The following is an 18,171-nucleotide window of genomic DNA, read 5'->3' on the forward strand; positions in this document are numbered from 1 at the left end:
TCTGTGTTTTAAAAGATAAAAAAGTAACGATATAAAAAATATTTAATTTGCAATTTAAAAAATGTGTGATATAATTAATAAAAATTGGCTTATTCTTAAAGTAAACTTGAAAATTTAATTGTAAAAAATATAGAATTACAGGCATTATTTTTAGAATAAAATGAATTATAAAATTTGAAAAAATTGAAGATAAAAAGGTGAATGCTTTGAGTAAACAAAAATTTAATCAATATGAAAAGATAAAACTGTATATTGCAACTTGTTTTTGGCTGTTTTCGTTGACAATTCTTGCTAATGGAAGTAAAAATTCAATTAATAAGAATAAAGTTGAGGACGAAGCTGTAAAAATTGATATTATTATTAATAAAGATGATATTAATGAATTTGAAAAAGGTAGCAATGATACAAATGATACTGATGAAGATAAAGATTTGATTTTTTTGGATCAGATTAAGGATGACGAAGAAGAAATAAAACAGAAAAAGTTGGAAAAAACTAATAAGCTTGAACGTTTTATTCAAAAAATAGATGAAAAAGTTAATCCAATAATAAAATTCCAAATTTCAAAAAGCTATGGAACGTGGTACCTATTAAAAACAGAAGATAGTTTAGAAAAGGATTTACGAAATGTACGTTATGATTTTTTGCAGCAGGAAAACGGTTACTTAGTTGTTAAAAGTTATTTTGATCCTAAAACGAATAATTGGAATGAAGAAAGACATAGAGCCTGGATAGAAGAAAAAAAAGGACTCGTATATTTGGATGTTGAAAAAAAATATTTTAAGAATAACAAAAATGAAATTGTTTTTTTTGATAAAAATTATCGTTATATGATTATAAGATATAGTAATGGAGTTACAAAAGTATTTTCACGTTATCCAAATAATGAAAAAATTTCTCTTGAAAATGAAGAATTGGAAGAATTTGAGCAAATTATAGAAAGTAAAAGAAACTTAAAAAATGTTGTTTATGATGTGAAAATAAAAAATATTCGTGAAATAGAAAATGAAAAGAAAAAAGCTGAATTGAAAGCTAAAACAGACGAATTGGAAAAACAATTAAGTGAAAATCCTGCGAGTGTATTTCAGATTGATACAGTTGGTGCAAGAAAAGAGCTAGAACGAAGAAGAAAAAAAGAACAAATGTTAAAGTTTGAAACAAAAGAAGGCACTAAAAACGTAGAAGTTATTGAAATTCAGGATAAAGACTTAAAAAATGAAAATGAAACTAAAAGTAATGGTAATGACACAGAAACAAATAAGGAATATTAAGTATAATAATTAATTATCAAATTTTTATATAATAAAATTTGTAAAGTTATTTTATAATAGTGTTCAAAATAAAAAAGTAAATAACTTTTTTAAATAATTTAAAATAACTACAAAATATAAAATACTGAATATTTAGGAGAATAAAATGAAGAATACACTAAGAATTGTTTATGTTGTAATATTTTTGATATTATTTATGTGTCTAGCACTTTTTTATAATTTTTTTGCTGCAAAAAAAGAGTACAAAAATGTTAATATCAATGTAAAAAAAGGAACCACATTTACACAAATTTATGAGGACTTAAAACTAAATTATGGAATAATAGATAGAATTTATCTAAAATTAAATGGTGGAAATATAAAACTAAAAGTAGGAACTTACAAATTTAATGGAAAATTTTCCAAATATGAAATTATAAAAAAAATTAAAAATAGTGAAACTAATGGAGTAAAATTGACAATACCAGAAGGATTTACTTCAAAACAATTATTTGCAAGAATGGAAGCATTGGAGTTGGGAACAACTGAAGAAATTAATAAAGTATTGAGTGAAGTTGATTTTCCGTATCCACATGAAAATAATAATTTTGAAGGATATTTTTATCCTGAAACTTATATCTTTTCTGAAAATGTAACGACAAAACAAGTTATTCAAACAATTCTTGCTGAATTTTTAAAGAAATTTCCACCTGAAAAATATCCTGACAAACAAAAGTTTTATGATACTTTAAAAATGGCTTCAATTGTCGAGGCGGAAGTTCCAGATGCAGTAGATAAACCAAAAGTTGCAGGAATATTTTTGAAAAGACTAGAAATTGGAATGAGATTAGAGTCAGACGCTACTTTAAAATATGAGTTGGGCAGACAAGCTACAAGAAATGAATTGAAGCAGCAAAATACGCCATATAATTCATACAAGGTAAAAGGGCTTCCACCAACACCAATTGGGAATCCACCAATAGAAACTTTTAAAGCAGTGTTAAATGCCGAAAAAACAGATAATTTGTTTTTCTTTACACATAAAGGAAAAACTTATTATTCAAAAACACATCAAGAACATTTACAAAAACGTCGTGAAAGCGGTCAATTAAAATAAATTTGGATATTTAAAAATAAAAATTTGGGAATAAATTTAATGGAAAAAGTAAAAAAAATTGAAAAAAAAATATTAAAAAAAATGAAAGAAATACTTGAGAATAAGCTGATTTTGGAAAAAGAAAGAATTCTTATTGCATTTTCGGGAGGACCAGATTCAGTTTTTCTCTATCATTTCTTGAACATTCTAAAAAAGAAATTTTCACTTGAAATTTCTATAGTTTATATTAATCACAATTTACGTTATGATGTTGAAAATGACTTAAAATTTGTAAAGGAATTTGCAATTGAAAATGATGTTGATTATTATATTGAAAGTGTAGATGTAAAAAAGTATGCAAAAGAAAATAGGAAGTCGTTAGAACTTGCAGCACGAGAACTGAGATATGAGGCAATTGAAAATGTGAGACAAAAAATAAATTATAATAAGATTGCAACTGGACATAATTTGGATGACAATGTAGAAACATTTATTTTTAGGCTTTTACGAGGAACTTCTTTAAATGGGCTCAAGGGAATTCCTAAAATTCGAGAAAATATAATAAGACCGATATTAGAGTTTGAGAAAAGTGAAATTTTAAACTTTTTGAAACAAAACAATCAAAGATATATAATTGATTATACAAATAATGAAAATGATTTTACAAGAAACTTTATCCGAAATAAAATTTTTCCTAATTTTGAAAAAGTAAATCCAAATTTTAAACAAAAAGTTTATACATTAATAGAAGAAATTAATGAAAGTAAAAATGAAAAACTTGAAATTTCTGAAGTACTTAAAACTAACAAAAAATTCAAGAGCAACTTAAAAGAAAAAGAAAGATTAGCTCAGTTTTTGAAACAAAATAATGTGGAAATTTCAAGAGATAAAATTAATCAAATTTTTGATAGTTTTTTTTATAAAAATGGAATTTTGAAAAATGAAGGATCAAAAGAAATTTATTTGGGGAAAGATAAATTTTTACAAAATCAATATGGGAAATTGAAGATAATTGAAAACAGAAATGAAAAGTCCAAAATACAAAATATAAATAATTCATTTGAGAAACTGGAAATTTTAAAGAAAAATCAAAGGATTGAGTGGTATAATTATAAGATAGTGTTGTATGAAAACATTAGGGATTATAAAGCTCATTTTGTAAATGAAAGAGATGTGAATTATACATTTTTTAAATTTGCTGATAATATAGAAAAATACGAAAGGATTATTGTTAGAAACCGAAGGGATGGGGATAAGATATTTGTAAAAAATTTGGGGCATAAAAAAGTTAAAAAAATATTGATTGATGAAAAAATTTCAAAATGGGAAAGAGATTTGATACCAATTATTGAAATAGAAACTTCTGAAAATCAAGTTTATTTAGGAAATTTTGAAAATAAAAAGATAGAAATTGAAAAGTCAATTTTTGATTTTCCAATTGGGGCAAAAGATATTAAAATAAAAGAAATTTTGACTGTTTCAGATATTAAATTTTCAAAATTTTTGGAAAAAATTTATAATAATGAAATTGAAAAACTGGAAAACACCAGTAAATTATTAATAATCGGGAGGAAAAATGGCAGATAGAGATAAAAATGACATAAGAAAGCGACTAGAAGAATTACGAAAAGATAACAACAGACAAAATAATAGACAAAATAATAATAAGTCTCCTTTTTCGGGTTTTTTATTTTTCGTTTTTGTTTTTTTATTATTTGTGTTTACATTAATATTTCAGCGTGATATACAAACATATTTTTTGGAAAAAAGAGATATTCCGTATACGGAATTTGTAAGTAGAACACAAAAGGGAGATTTCCCTGAAATTAGCGAGAAGGATGACAAATTAATTGCACAAGTAAAAGAAAATGGTAAAGATGTTCTTTATTATACTAAAAAAATAACAGAACGTGTTGGAAACGAACCTAAGATAATCAATGCAGTTGAACAAAAAAAAGTAAAATTAAATGCATTGCAACCATCAGGTGGAGGATTATTTTTGACACTTCTAATTCAGTTTTTACCAATGGTTATAATGATTGCACTTATGATTTACTTGGCTAGAAAAATGGTTGGTGGTTCGCAAGGTGGAGGACCTGGAAATATTTTTGGTTTTGGAAAATCAAGAGTTAATAAAATTGATAAAAAGCCAGATGTAAAATTTGATGATGTGGCAGGTGTTGATGGAGCGAAGGAAGAACTGCGAGAAGTTGTAGATTTCTTGAAAAATCCTGAAAAATATACAAAGGCTGGAGCAAGAGTGCCAAAAGGAGTACTTTTATTAGGAAGACCAGGAACTGGTAAAACTTTACTTGCAAAAGCTGTAGCTGGAGAATCTGGAGCATCCTTTTTTAGTATTTCAGGTTCAGAATTTGTAGAAATGTTTGTTGGAGTTGGAGCATCACGTGTAAGAGATTTATTTGAAAAAGCAAAAGAATCTAGTCCATCAATAATCTTTATAGATGAAATTGATGCTATTGGTAGACGAAGAAGTGTTGGGAAAAATAGTGGAAGTAACGATGAAAGAGAACAAACTTTAAACCAATTGCTTGTTGAAATGGATGGATTTGAAACTGATACAAAAGTTATTGTACTTGCAGCAACAAATAGAGAAGATGTACTTGATCCAGCATTGTTACGTGCGGGACGTTTTGACAGACGTGTAACGGTTGATGCCCCTGATTTGCAAGGACGTATTGCTATATTAAAAGTGCATTCAAGAAATAAAAAACTTGCAAATGATGTAAGATTGGAAGATATTGCTAAGATAACACCAGGATTTGTTGGAGCTGATTTGGCAAACTTATTAAATGAAGCTGCAATTTTAGCAGCAAGAAGAGCAAGTGATACAATAAAAATGACTGATTTGGATGAGGCTGTAGATAAAATTGGAATGGGACTAGGGCAAAAAGGTAAAATTATCAAACCAGAAGAGAAAAAACTGTTGGCATATCACGAAGCTGGACATGCAATTATGACTGAATTGACACCAGGAGCTGATCCTGTTCATAAAGTTACAATAATTCCTAGAGGCGATGCAGGTGGATTTATGATGCCACTTCCCGAAGAAAAATTGGTAACTACAAGTAGACAAATGTTGGCTGAAATAAAAGTGTTATTTGGTGGACGTGCAGCTGAAGAAATTGGTTTGGATGATGTAAGTACAGGAGCGTATTCTGATATAAAACGTGCTACAAAAGTAGCAAGAGTCTATGTTGAAAGTGTTGGAATGAGTAAAAAACTAGGACCAATTAACTTTGAAAATTCAGATGATGAATATTCATTTGCACCAAATAAAAGTGATGAAACTGTCAGAGAAATTGATTTGGAAATAAGAAAAATCTTAACAGAAGAGTATTTTAACACATTGAATACATTACAAGATAACTGGAGTAAATTAGAAGAAGTTGTAGCCTTGTTACTGAAAAAGGAAACTATTACTGGAGATGAAGTTAGAAGAATTATTAAAGGTGAAACAGCTGAACATATTTTAAAAGAAAATGATAATTCAGAATCAGAAAATCAAACTGAGAAAATTTTTGAAACAGAGCAAGTTGAAAGAACGGAATCAGTAGAAGAAGTAAAAAAAGAAATAATGTTAGAAGAAAAAATAGAAGAGCAAATTGCAGAAGAAGATAAACAACTAGAAGAAAAAAGTAAAACTGAAAAGTTAGCTGAAGCTGTAAGGGAAATCACTGGAGAAACAGGTGGAATATTAGAAAAATCTACGGAAATAGAAGAAACAAAAGATGAATCTGAAAATGATAATCAGGATGAGAATGATAATAATTCCGATGACTCTTCTAAAAATAATGATAATTCAGATGAACATGATAAGGATTCGAAAGATGAATCTGAAAAAGGTAAAAAAAGAAAAAGTAATTTTAAATTACCTAGCTTTATGGAATAAAGTTTAATTCTATTCTAAAGATATTTAAAATCAAATTATGTTACTTAAAATGAATCAGGTAAAAGATACATCTAAATTTAATATTAATAAAATAGAGAGATAATATATAATTTTTATTATTTCTCTATTTTTATTTAAAACGGTTTTTAATTTACTGTAAAAAATACAAAAAATTATAAAAAAAGCTATTGACAAATGAAAAAATATATTGTATACTTATCATGTAAAAAGAAAAGAAAAGAATTTACCGTAAAAAATATTGGTGTGATAAAATTTTTGAAATATATCAACTTAAAATAAAAAAATATAATTAATATTATTTTTTAAGAAATTGTATGATACAATATTGAAAAGTAAACAAGGAGGAAGATTTATGAAAAAAATGTTATTAATTGCATTATTACTAGTAGGAGCAATAAGTTATGGAGCAGGAGGACTTAATTTAAAATTCAATACAGATGGAAAATTGCATGAAGAAAAATTGTTGAACAGAAGTATAGTTTCTGAAGATACAGAATTAGAAATAAGAAAAATAGGAAAGGGGAGATATGAAATTGTCTATTCTCCTGAAGAGCCTGGGGCTAAAGAATATGTAAGCAAGGCAACTTTGAAAAAAAATACTATATGTGGAGAAAATACTTGTATTGGATATGATGTAAAATTAAAAAAAGCAGTATTTCTAGATCCTGAAGACATGAGAGTTATTTATCCTGAATGGTAAAATAGAGGTGTATTTAAGAAGGAGTGGGAAAATGAACAAGAAGAAAGTAGCAGTATTAACAGTAATAATTGGGGCATTATCGTATGCAGCTTATCAAACTGGAAAAAGCAAAGTTAATGAAAAAAATCAAAGAGCAGTTGAAGTTAATCTTACATTGTCTGTTAAAGATAATGGGAAATTTGATTATTATTCTGAAAATGAAATAAGAAATGAATTGCAAAAGGCGGGGGTGAACAAAAAATCAATAGAAGCATTTTTATCAGCTAATAAAATGGCCTTAAATGCAGATATACCGTTGAAACAGAAAAAAGAGATCTTCATGAAAGCTCTTGAAGAAGATGGTAACAATTATTTGGCAATAGCAGCTTTGGGAAAAATTGCTTATGCACAGGATGACCGTTCTACAGCGATAAGTTATTATAAAAAATCAATAGAAATAAATCCAAAATTCCAAAAAGGATATGAAAATCTCATAAGAAGATACAGAGATTATGAAGATTATGAAAATTTGAAAATAACAGCAGAGCAGTTGATAAAACTTTATCCTGAAAATCCTGTAAGCTATGATGGACTGTATCATTACTTCAAATACAAAAAAAATTACAAGAAAGCAATCGAAGCTGGGAAAAAGGCAATAGAGTTGTATTTGAAAGGGGAACCGAAATACTATAATTATGAATTTACAACTACAGATTTGATTCATAGGATAGCAAAAGATTTGGGACAAAAGCCTGAAGAAACTGAACTGACAAATGACTATGAAGGACGAAATTTTCAATTATATATTCTTGATGCTTATATTGAACAAGGTAATGACGAAGAAACTTTTGATTACTTTTTCAATAATTATCAAAAATTTAAAGATAATATTAAATATATGGGAGATATGGCTTATGAGTACAAAGGATGGATAGACGAATATGTGATATCGTTGAAAAAATTAAACAGTAAGCATAAAAATAAAGATAGAAAATTTTATGAGGAAAATTTGAAAAAGTTTAGGACATTAGGATATTAAGGAGAAGATTTATATGAAAAAAACAATGCTAATAGTAGCAGTATTGATTGCTGGAATTATAGGATGTTCAAAATCTGGACAAGATGATGTGTCTGAATCAAAGGTTGATAATAAACAGAAAGTCTCTAATATTTTTGAAAATAATATGCAAAATCATAATAGCAATGAAAATTACGAAACAAGCCTAAAAAAAAGAATAGAGGATATCCAAAAAGAGGTTCAGCCAGGACTGGATAGCGGTGTAACAGCAGATATGAATAATGCGGTTTCAAAACAGGAAGAACTTTTGGAAGCAGAAATGAAAAAAGTTTATGGATTGCTTGAAACAAAATTATCTGATAGTGAAAAGGCAAAATTGAAAAAAGAGCAGGAAGATTGGAAGAAAGAAGTAGAAAAGAATGCTGATGAAGCTGCCAAAGAAGCAGAAGGCGGAACAATATCAGGAGTTATGGGAGGAAATGCTTGGGTAAGTGAAATGGAGAAAAGAGCTTTAGAACTTGCAAAAAGATATGACCTATTAAATAAAAAGTAATAAAGTTAAAAATTCTCATTTTTCTTTAATAGAATTATGGTATATTAATATTGAGATAAAAAAGAATAGAAAATAGAAAGCGAGGAAACAAAAATGAAAAAAATTATTATGGCATTATTGCTGTTAATTGGAGTTGTTGGGTTTTCAGAAGAAGAATTTAGTTACAAAGGTTATGATTTGCCTTTCACAAGTGATGGAAAACTGCATGAGGAAATATTACTGAAAAGAGAGATAACGGCTGATGATACTTCGATAGAAATAAAAAAATTGAAGAATGGAAAGTATCAGTTCTGGGATTATGCTTCTGATACTGGAGATGGAAATGAGCCGCCACGAATTTCAGATGCGGTTAAGGAAAAAAATGTGATTTGTGATGAATATATCTGTGTTGGATACGATACAAAATTAAAAGAACCAGTAATTTTGAATAGAAAAACGAAAAGAATAATCAGTATTGTACGTGATGAAAACTACGATAAAGTTGATGATCCTGAAACTTTGAGAAGATTCCCTGAGGATAATCCTGAAATGTATAAATTATACCGTGATTATTATAAATTATACAAATAAATTGTAATTAAAAAATGAAAAAATTATAAATGATAAATTTAAATGGAAAGAGCAGGTAAAAATTATGAAAAAAATATTATTTTTAATTATGGCGTTAGCTGCAATACCAGCATTTGCAGTAAAGGTTACGACAGATGGAAAACATAATTTGGAGAAGGTGGCAGGAAAATATCAAGGTATTGAAATATTTAAAAAAAATGAAAAATGGTATATAACAAAAATACATGATGGATTTGATGAAACGGAAACAGTTCCTATAGTAATGGAAAAAAACGGAAAATTTTCAGCAAATTATAAAAAACATGAAAAAGAAACTTATGCTTATGATACGAAAATGAAAACTTTAGTAACGCTTGCTAAAAATGACACAGATCAGATACTTTTTATTGAACTGCCTGAAAAAACAAAAGCAACAGTGGATACAAACTTTAATATGAATAAAGTGGAGGGATATTGGTGTGATCAATTGTTTGAAATTGTTCAGAAAAATGGAAAATGGTATTTACATGGTGAGGATGACGGCGGATGGGAAGAACTTATAACTGTAGCAAAAAATGGATTTACCGTTGAATATGGAACTAAAGATACTGGAGATGACAGAAGATTTACTTTTGATACAAAACTTCAAACAATGGTTGAAATTGATAAGGATGGGAATATAATTCTTCCATTTATATTAAAGGATTATTGTCCAACAGGATATAATTAATATTTGAATTTTATTTAAAATTAAGTTTACTAAAAAGGGGTTTGTGATTTAATATAAAAAACAAAAATAGGAGTTGATAAAAAATGAAAAAATTATTATTAATAGCAGGATTATTAGTTATAGGAGCTGTTACATTTGCAGGAAATTATGAAAATGAATTGACAGAAAGAATGAAAGTTTCAGAAGAAAAAGCACAAGCTGGATGGGATAGTGGAGTAAGAGCCGATATGGTTAATGCTTCACTGGATTTGGATACTGAATGGGAAAAAGAATTAAACGATGTATATAATTTGATTTTGAAAAAATTGCCAGCAAAAGAAAAGACAAAATTGAAAGCTGAACAAAGCAAATGGGTAAAAGACAGGGAAGTTAAAGTTCAGAAGGCGTATAATAAATATACAAAGGAAGAAGGAGCTAGAATGGCTGGAGAGCTAGCTGCTAGCGAAAGACTGAGCATAACAAAGGAAAGAGCTTTGGAGCTGGCAAAAAGATACGATAAAATGAATGTAAAAAAATAAAAAGATATTTTAATTTGGGGAGATTACTATGAAAAAAATATTATTATTAGGAATGCTTCTTGCAGGAGCGATTGTGTTTGCAGGGAAATATGAAGATGAAATGACAGAAAGAATGAAAGTTGTAGAAGAAAAAGTTCAGCCAGATTTGGAGTCTGGAAGTACAGATGGCATGCTAAATGCTAGCTATAAATTGACAGGCGAATGGGAAAAGGAATTAAACAAAGTTTATGATTTGATTTTGAAAAAGTTACCAGCAAAAGAAAAGTCAAAATTTAAAGCTGAACAGGAAAAATGGATAAAAAGTAGAAAAGCGGCTATAAAAAAGGCATTAGCTGATGAAGAGGACGGACCTAGAATGGCTTTGTTTGGAGCGGCTGGAACTGAATATGAGATGACAAAGGCAAGAGTTTTGGAACTGGCTAAAAAATATGATAAATTAAATAAGTAAAAATAATTATAGTTATGAAATAAATTAGTTTCATAACTATTTTTATTGACTGAGTTATGAAAGTGTAGAAAATATAAAATTAACTGATAGATACATACATACTTGAACTCGTTTAAAATAGAGCTCCTAAAAATTTAAAAATCTAGGGTTGAGTAAAATAGTTATAGCTTTTGAGTTTAGTATTAAGGCAGTTTTACTATAAAATACAATCGTATAACAAAAAACACCTTTCGTTTTAATAGGATTGTTAAATTAACATTAATAAAAGAAAGGTGCTATGTTTTAAGTAAATTCTAAAATATTTCTATTTTAAATCATTTATATATTTTTTTACAAAGTCCTGAATATCAGCCTTATCAATTACATTTGAAAATCTTATTTCTGAATTTCTCACTTCTGTTAATTTTTCTGGGAATTTTACACCAGTAATTTTGGATACTTCATCTAAAATTGCGTAAGGCTCTTTTGTTTCATCAAGTCCCAATGCTTTTGCAATTGGAGTCGGGAATTTAAATGGATGTGCTGTTGACATTATTACTGTGTGAATGTTTTTATCTAAGTTGTTGTTATCTAATTTTTCATAAACAGAATAAGCTACTGCTGTGTGCGGATCCATTAAATAATGATAATTTTCATACACACTCTTAATTGCATTTACAGTTTCATCATCGTTTGAAAATTCTCCGTAAAATTCATTTTGAATATTTTTCAATTCTTCTTCATTTACAGACAACTCTCCTCCTGAAAGTAAGTTTGTAATCAATTCGTTTACTCTTTCAGAGTTTTCATTTAATGCGTAATACAGGTATCTTTCAAAGTTTGATGAAAGAAGAATATCCATTGATGGTGAGTTTGTTGCGTAAAAATCTCTATTTTTGTTGTATATTCCAGTTTGGAAGAAGTCAGCTAGAACTTTGTTCTTGTTTGAAGCTGAAATAAATTTTTTGATTGGTATACCAAGTTTTTTGGCAATAAATCCAGCCAAAATATTTCCAAAGTTCCCAGTTGGAACTACCACATTAAATTCCTCATCAGCCTTAATTGTTCCAGCCTTTACCAAATTTACGTAAGTTGATACGTAATATATGATTTGCGGGAATAATCTTCCGATGTTAATTGAATTTGCACTAGAAAACATTACATTATGGTCATTTGCATATTTTTTAAATTCTTCGCTGGAAAAAATGACTTTTATGGCACTTTGGGCATCGTCAAAGTTTCCGTTAATCGCAACTATTTCTACATTGTTTCCAAGCTGTTTTCGCATTTGTTCTTCCTGCATCGGGCTAACTCCATTTTTAGGATAAAATACGACAATGTTAATTCCGTCAACATCTTTAAATCCTTCAAGTGCGGCCTTTCCAGTATCTCCAGAAGTTGCAGCGAGAATCAATATTCTTTTATTCTCTTTTTGTTTTTCTTTACTTAAAAGCAGCAAATACGGGAATAATGAAAGAGCCAAATCTTTAAATGCCAATGTTCTTCCATGAAACAGTTCTCCAAAACTTACTTTTTCATTTAATTTATGTACAGGGACAATGTTTTTATCAGTAAAAGTAGTATTGTTATAAGCATTATTCACAGCATTTTTAATTTCTTCGTCTGAAAATTCTGTAAAAAATAGTTTTATAATTTTTTCGGAAAGTTCCTGATAAGACAAGTTCTTTAGTTCATCATAAGTCAATTTAATTTCTGGCAATTTTTCAGGGATATAAAGCCCGCCACCATTTGCAAGTCCATGTAATGTGGCAAAAGTTGAGTTTTGTGCTTCTCCGCCTCTTGTACTTTTATAATTCATAATTACACCTCTTCTTTGATTAATTTATTTATAAAACATTATAACATAAAAAAATACCCCAATCAATTGTAATAAAGTATTTTTCTCATTTTTCTTTAATGGCTATTTTGTATAATATAAGTGAGACATAAGAGTTTTCTTACAAATAATAAATAGAAGAAATATTCCTGAAAAATTTAAGTCAGTAAAAGAATATCCACTTGGAAAAGAGGAAATGAAAAATAAAGCATTTCAATCGACGGAAGAAAAAGTTCACAATAGTTAGAAAATTTAATAAGAGTTATAAAGAGTTTATAAATAAAATAAAAAATAGGCAAGGAGATTATTTATTCTCCTTGTTTTAATTATTAAGTTAATTTTTAAAACAAAATAAAACGGTAAATAATTTGATTTAAAATTTTAAATTTATACTATTGACTTTTTTAATTTATATGGTATAATATTTACTGTAAAAAGATTGAGTTGATTAAAATATAAAATAAATTTTAGGAGGAACTATTATGAAAAAAATAGGATTGGGATTATTTTTGATGATATCAATGGCAACATTTTCAGCACCAAATTTTGTAGATGTGAACAGGATACGTAAAGATGGTTACACGATATATCAGGATATAGACAGTACATTTGCATTTATACAAGAAACAAGGGAAATGAAAGTAGCAGTAACACTTTACTTTTCCGATGAAGGAAGTCCAAAGGCTGTAAAGGATATATTTAAAAAAGTTGCACCAAGTAATTTGAGATTATTAGGTGAAATGGAAAATAGTAGAGCCTATATTCAAAAATTTTATGAAAGTTCAACAGGAAAATATATGTATAATATTGTAGCCAAAAGAGAAAAAGTGAAAGGATGTTATGTTACAGCACTGCTGACAGTAAATGGAGAAGTCTCAGAAAAGAAATTATCTAGAATTACTGATATAGTAATAACAAATGTTGAACAGTATTTAAGAAAATAATAGAGAATAAGAGGAGATTTTTATGAAAAAAATATTATTAGGATTATTTCTAGCATCGACAGTCTTGTAGTAGGAAAAAATCCTAAAGTAAAAAATTGTTATGTTGTAATAGTGTATTCTACAAATGAAAATTATACTAATAATTTAGAGCGTAAAGCAAACGAGCTTTTGAGTGAAGCAGAAAGTAATTTAAGATAAAAAACAAAATAATAAAAAATAGGAGGAATTATTATGAAAAAATTAATATTAGGACTATGTTTGGCATTTGGAATCGTAGCGTTTTCAGCACCTAGCTTTGTGAATACGAGGGAAATAGAAAGAAAAAATTATAATATCGTTCTTGATGAAGATGCAGCACTTGTTTATTATGGAAAACTTGGAAAAAATAAAGATGTAATAGTAACATATTTTTATGACGGTATTAGCGGAAAAACTGTTTCTAAACTTCTTGAGAGAGAAATTATAGATAAATTAGGAGTAAAATTACAAGGTAACTTTGAAAATAATAGATATTATGTTAGCAAATACTATGATTCGAATGAAAGAAAATATATTTATCATATAGTGGGGAAAAAATCTAAAACAAGAAACTGCTATATTTCTATTGCTTATCTTACAGATGCTAATCTTAATGAAAACCAGATAGTAAAAGATGCAAATACACTTTTAAATGACGCAGAAAGTAATTTGAGAGGATAAAAAAATAATTATAAATAAAAAGGAGTTTTGTAAGAATAAATTTATAAATTGGCTATTTCCATTTGGGAATAGCTGTTTTTATTATTTTGCATTGTTTTGATTAAAATGATTTTAAAATTTGGGAAATTAAATAAACATGATAAAAAAATGTAGTTTAAAGCAGTATCAGAATAATAAAAAGAATTTAATTACTTGTATTTTTTTTCTGAAAATGGTATCATACTGATGAAAATATGTAAGGAGGAAAATTTTAAATTGAAAAGCAGGGTTGAAGAAAAAAATGGTAGATTAAGGATGGAAAATATAAATTCAGAAAATTTAAAAAGTGAAAATAATGAATTAAATAAAAAAGATGTAAAAGCAGAAAACTCAAATAAACAAAAAGAGGAAATATTGAAGAAAATGTTAAGAGATATGGATGATGAAGTAAAAAGAGAAGAAATTATTCATATGCTTTTAGAACAAAAGGTTTCAAAAGTTATAAAAGAAGAAGAAATTGATAAAAAAAAGTTATCGTATAAATTTTCAAATTTTGTTGGAAGTAGGGGATTTATTGTTTTTATGATAATGTTTGTAGCAATATGGGTTGGGATAAATATTGTATTTCTTGTTATTAAGCAATTTAATCCATATTCATATGTAATATTGAATGTTGTATTGTCTTGTTTTATGCTTATTTTCTGTTCACTTATAGTTTTTAATCAAAATAAAAAGAAAAAAATTGATGAAAAAAAGTCTGAAAATGATTATAAAGTAAATTTGAAAAATGAAATTATAATAGAAGATTTGCATTATAAGCTAGATGATTTGATTGAAAAGCAAAATGAAATTGCAAAACGAGTTTCAGAGCTTGAAACTAAGAAGAAAGTACCAGTAGCAAAGGAAAAGAGAGAATATAAGTTTATTGATATTTCAGAACACGATGCTAAAAGAAAATAAGGAAGACTAAATATGGAAAGAAAAGGTAAAAATGAATATTTTTGATTTAAAAGATTTGTCAGAAAAAGAGGAAGTCGTTAGGATTTTAGCTGAGGGTAAAAATGTAAAAATTGAAAAAATTATTTCGACTGGGCAGACAACAGATTGGCAGGAATCTGAACAAAATGAATTTGTGATTTTAGTTCAAGGTGAGGCTGAAATTGAATATTTTGAAGATAAAAATTTTGAAAAAAATGGAAATATAATAAAAAACCAAAGGAATACTAATAATAAGCAACTACAATTGGCAAAAGGGGATACAATATTAATCAATAGAGGTGAGAAACATAGAGTAAGTTATACAAGTAAAAATCCTTGCTGTATATGGATTTGTATCTTTTTTAATTAAAAACTGAAAATAAAAAAGAAGGTGAATGTAATGTTGTTATTTGTAATATTTGCATTGGTTGTCGTTATTGCGACAGGGATACCATTTGTAAAAAAAGGAATTGAAAATAGAAATTTGATGAAGGAATATATTGAACAGGGCCTTGGAAAACATGAGGCGATTGGGAAAATAAAAGATACTAAAACGACAAATGATAAAGTAGTTGAAGGACTGTTTTACTTATCTTTTGTAGCTTTGCTTGGTGGTGGATTTTACAACTTTTATTTGTACGAAAATGAAAATTCTGACAATATGACGGCTCAACAACAGTCAGAAAGAACAATGGCAAAAATTACAACAGATCAGAATCAAAATCCTCAAAATCAGCAAAATCAAGGAACACCAATTATTCAAAATAATATAGTTACGGATTCTGGTGATACACAAGTACAGGAAAACGTAAGAAAAGAGCAGGCAAGGATTGATAAAATGTTTGCTGATAGCCAAAAAAATACAGAAAGTTTATTTGAATCATTGAAAAAAAGCTTTGAAAAACAAGATACTGATTCTGGAATTAAAAATGGTGAAAAAGCATTGGAAAAAGTAAAAAAATCTAACGATCTATTTAAAAAGGCCAAATGTAATCCAACTGGAGATGCCACTTTTGATAAGGAATGTCCAAAACTTCTTGAAAAAGGAAAAGAGCTATATTCTGCAAAACAAATTGATGTTGAAAAAATGCTAGGTGTATTAAAAGAAATTGAAAAAGGTATAAATAACGTTAAGAACAGTGAAATAGGACAGCAAGCGATGGAAGAAGGCGGTAAATTGTGGGATAGTCTTATGAAAAAGGTGGATGAAGTTCAGAAAAAATAAGGATTTTAAATTTAGAAAATAAAAAATAAAAGTTTACATTAAAAGCCAAATAATGTGAAATAATAAAAAAATTGGAAGCTGTCTACATTTTAGATTTTCTTCCAATTTTTTTGTAAAGTTATGTTTTATTTAGTTGGTTTCCAAGTTTCAATAACGTTTGCCATTTCCATCAATGTTTGTCTATTTTGAAGTCCTTCCATAGAGATAAAATAGACTTTACCTTCGTGATCAATACAATTTACAATCATTATAGTGCCATCATTATACTTTATTGTTAAACTTGTCCCTTGATATCCATTTATATCAACAGGATCTAAAGTAATATTTTCTTTAGGAATTCCTTCATTAAGATATTTTTGCATAAGTACATAGGCAGCTTTTTCCGAATTTGCTTTCGCATCTTTGGAGAGTATGTCTAAAGTTACAATATTTGCAGAATCAATACTTAACTGAACCGCAGTTGGAGATGAGTTTGGATCTGTAAATTCAAGCCAATTCTCAGGTTTTGTTACATAACCAACAGTATCATTTCCGTATCTGATACCTTGTATAGTATTTTCAGTTTGACTTTTAGTTTCGGCATTTTTAGAGTTATTTTCTTGTTTTGTAGTTGTAGTATTAGCAGCCGTTGTTGTAGTGTTTTCATTGTCGCTGTTGTCACTTCCGCAAGAAAATAATAATGCCGTTATAAATAAAAGTATAGCTAGTTTTTTTGAATTTTTCATTTCAATCCTCCTCTTATATTTTGTTTAAATTAAAGGTAACTTATTTTCTGTTTTTTGCATAATAATTATACAATATAAAATTTTAAAAGTCAATGATTTTAATTTTCAACCACTTCCAATTTTTCTCTTTTCCACAGAACAACAATAAGAACCCCGGCAAAAGTACCTAAGTGACTGGCTTCGACATCTGAAAGTAAAAATAATTTTACAATAACTGCAAATATTGGAATTATTAAAAATATAGTTATTAACCTAAAAAAGTCGTATTTTATTTCTATTAAAATTTCCTTTTTATCTTCAAGATCTATTCCTAATCTTCTATTTTTAGCCCTGTTTTCTGAAAGGATTACATACTTTTCATCAGTTTCAAAAATAGTTTCAGAATTTGCTTTTAATTTTATCTTTTCATTATCAATCCAAAGTATTTTTGGGAATATCCTAAATTTTAATTTATCACGAATTATTATTTTTGCCATTTATCTCTATTTTCCTTTTCAATTTTCTTCTGATTTTCTATATATTCTGTAATGTTTATAAAAATTCCTTTTAATTCAAATAATGTAATGCAATAAAGTGATAGAATACTTAAACTATTAATTTCAATATCAAAAATTAACATTAACAGTAAAAATATTAAAACAGTAATTGAAACTATTATCCATTCAGTTTTGGAAAAAGGATTGGTATTATTGTCATCCATTCCAACATCAGTTGTAATAAGAAGATGAAGGATATAAACGCCGATTAGTTTTATTAATTGCCAAAAAAATGAAAAATTTTCTAGAATAATCTTGTTTCCCGCTAGATGAAATAAAATAATCATAAGAAATTCAATTATAAAAAATTTTTTCTCGTCATATAAATTTACAATTCCGTTAATTAGTGACAAAACAAGCATTATTTCAATAATATGTATTGTAAATCCGTTTTTATCCAATTTTTGAATATCAATATAATCCATAAAAATTGAATTTAATAAAATCATTTTTATTATTTGATACATTTTATTTCTCCTTTCATAAGAAAAGTGCAT

At 27.5% G+C, this 18,171-nt stretch carries 20 protein-coding genes; 16 read left to right on the forward strand and 4 right to left on the reverse strand.

All coding sequences use genetic code 11. The annotated features are described in order from the left end of the window. Positions 1–197: 197 nt before the first annotated feature. The 11 genes from QU666_RS06115 to QU666_RS06165 all read left to right on the forward strand — a co-directional run bounded on the left by QU666_RS06115 (position 198) and on the right by QU666_RS06165 (position 10,772). A complete protein-coding gene (locus tag QU666_RS06115) occupies positions 198–1,271 on the forward strand; it encodes a hypothetical protein (RefSeq protein ID WP_021768880.1) in 1,074 nt (357 codons plus the stop codon). Between the two features lie 145 nt (positions 1,272–1,416). Then, positions 1,417–2,367 carry an endolytic transglycosylase MltG gene (gene mltG / locus QU666_RS06120; RefSeq protein ID WP_021768879.1) on the forward strand — a complete coding sequence of 317 codons (951 nt, stop codon included), beginning with the start codon at positions 1,417–1,419 and terminating at the stop codon, positions 2,365–2,367. 39 nt (positions 2,368–2,406) lie between these two features. Next, positions 2,407–3,933, forward strand: a complete 1,527-nt coding sequence (gene tilS / locus QU666_RS06125; RefSeq protein ID WP_021768878.1) for a tRNA lysidine(34) synthetase TilS — start codon at positions 2,407–2,409, stop codon at positions 3,931–3,933. Further along, positions 3,923–6,256, forward strand: a complete 2,334-nt coding sequence (ftsH, locus tag QU666_RS06130; RefSeq protein ID WP_021768877.1) for an ATP-dependent zinc metalloprotease FtsH — start codon at positions 3,923–3,925, stop codon at positions 6,254–6,256. Before tilS ends, ftsH begins: the two co-directional genes overlap by 11 nt. 373 nt (positions 6,257–6,629) lie before the next feature. Beyond that, a complete protein-coding gene (locus tag QU666_RS06135; RefSeq protein WP_036071813.1) occupies positions 6,630–6,977 on the forward strand; it encodes a hypothetical protein in 348 nt (115 codons plus the stop codon). Positions 6,978–7,008: 31 nt separating this feature from the next. Further along, the gene (locus QU666_RS06140) at positions 7,009–7,995 is read left to right on the forward strand and encodes a M48 family metallopeptidase (RefSeq protein ID WP_021770078.1); all 987 of its coding nucleotides are present in this window, start codon (positions 7,009–7,011) and stop codon (positions 7,993–7,995) included. 13 nt (positions 7,996–8,008) lie between these two features. Continuing rightward, a complete protein-coding gene (locus tag QU666_RS06145) occupies positions 8,009–8,527 on the forward strand; it encodes a lysozyme inhibitor LprI family protein (RefSeq protein WP_021770077.1) in 519 nt (172 codons plus the stop codon). Positions 8,528–8,620: 93 nt separating this feature from the next. Then, complete coding sequence (locus tag QU666_RS06150; protein WP_021770076.1) at positions 8,621–9,097, forward strand: hypothetical protein; 477 nt, start codon at positions 8,621–8,623, stop codon at positions 9,095–9,097. Between the two features lie 64 nt (positions 9,098–9,161). Continuing rightward, on the forward strand, positions 9,162–9,806 hold the full coding sequence (locus QU666_RS06155) for a hypothetical protein (RefSeq protein ID WP_021770075.1): 645 nt from the start codon (positions 9,162–9,164) through the stop codon (positions 9,804–9,806). 83 nt (positions 9,807–9,889) lie between these two features. Continuing rightward, positions 9,890–10,324, forward strand: a complete 435-nt coding sequence (locus QU666_RS06160) for a lysozyme inhibitor LprI family protein (protein ID WP_021770074.1) — start codon at positions 9,890–9,892, stop codon at positions 10,322–10,324. Between the two features lie 28 nt (positions 10,325–10,352). Next, complete coding sequence (locus QU666_RS06165) at positions 10,353–10,772, forward strand: lysozyme inhibitor LprI family protein (protein ID WP_021770073.1); 420 nt, start codon at positions 10,353–10,355, stop codon at positions 10,770–10,772. A 304-nt stretch (positions 10,773–11,076) separates the two neighbouring features. On the opposite strand, the gene thrC is transcribed toward QU666_RS06165, so the two are convergent. After that, positions 11,077–12,570 carry a threonine synthase gene (gene thrC, locus QU666_RS06170; protein WP_021770072.1) on the reverse strand — a complete coding sequence of 498 codons (1,494 nt, stop codon included), beginning with the start codon at positions 12,568–12,570 and terminating at the stop codon, positions 11,077–11,079. A gap of 500 nt (positions 12,571–13,070) precedes the next feature. Between thrC and QU666_RS06175 the strand changes: the two genes are divergently transcribed. From QU666_RS06175 to QU666_RS06195, 5 genes are all read left to right on the forward strand, one after another. Further along, positions 13,071–13,532, forward strand: a complete 462-nt coding sequence (locus QU666_RS06175; RefSeq protein ID WP_021770071.1) for a hypothetical protein — start codon at positions 13,071–13,073, stop codon at positions 13,530–13,532. Positions 13,533–13,763: 231 nt separating this feature from the next. Next, on the forward strand, positions 13,764–14,231 hold the full coding sequence (locus QU666_RS06180) for a hypothetical protein (RefSeq protein WP_021770070.1): 468 nt from the start codon (positions 13,764–13,766) through the stop codon (positions 14,229–14,231). A 255-nt stretch (positions 14,232–14,486) separates the two neighbouring features. Next, a complete protein-coding gene (locus tag QU666_RS06185) occupies positions 14,487–15,170 on the forward strand; it encodes a DUF1003 domain-containing protein (RefSeq protein ID WP_036071808.1) in 684 nt (227 codons plus the stop codon). Positions 15,171–15,201: 31 nt separating this feature from the next. After that, positions 15,202–15,558, forward strand: coding sequence for a hypothetical protein (locus tag QU666_RS06190; RefSeq protein WP_021770068.1), 357 nt, complete (start codon positions 15,202–15,204; stop codon positions 15,556–15,558). 30 nt (positions 15,559–15,588) lie between these two features. Next, complete coding sequence (locus QU666_RS06195) at positions 15,589–16,413, forward strand: hypothetical protein (protein ID WP_021770067.1); 825 nt, start codon at positions 15,589–15,591, stop codon at positions 16,411–16,413. A 125-nt stretch (positions 16,414–16,538) separates the two neighbouring features. On the opposite strand, the gene QU666_RS06200 is transcribed toward QU666_RS06195, so the two are convergent. The 3 genes from QU666_RS06200 to QU666_RS06210 form a co-directional block, all read right to left on the reverse strand. Continuing rightward, the gene (locus QU666_RS06200; RefSeq protein WP_021770066.1) at positions 16,539–17,138 is read right to left on the reverse strand and encodes a hypothetical protein; all 600 of its coding nucleotides are present in this window, start codon (positions 17,136–17,138) and stop codon (positions 16,539–16,541) included. A 98-nt stretch (positions 17,139–17,236) separates the two neighbouring features. Then, the gene (locus QU666_RS06205) at positions 17,237–17,614 is read right to left on the reverse strand and encodes a hypothetical protein (RefSeq protein WP_021770065.1); all 378 of its coding nucleotides are present in this window, start codon (positions 17,612–17,614) and stop codon (positions 17,237–17,239) included. Next, positions 17,602–18,141: a hypothetical protein gene (locus tag QU666_RS06210; protein ID WP_021770064.1), complete on the reverse strand. Its 540-nt coding sequence runs from the start codon at positions 18,139–18,141 to the stop codon at positions 17,602–17,604. Before QU666_RS06210 ends, QU666_RS06205 begins: the two co-directional genes overlap by 13 nt. Positions 18,142–18,171 lie beyond the last annotated feature (30 nt).

Origin of the sequence: Leptotrichia sp. HMT-225 (genome assembly GCF_030644325.1) — a bacterium.
Taxonomy (GTDB): Bacteria; Fusobacteriota; Fusobacteriia; order Fusobacteriales; family Leptotrichiaceae; genus Leptotrichia; species Leptotrichia massiliensis.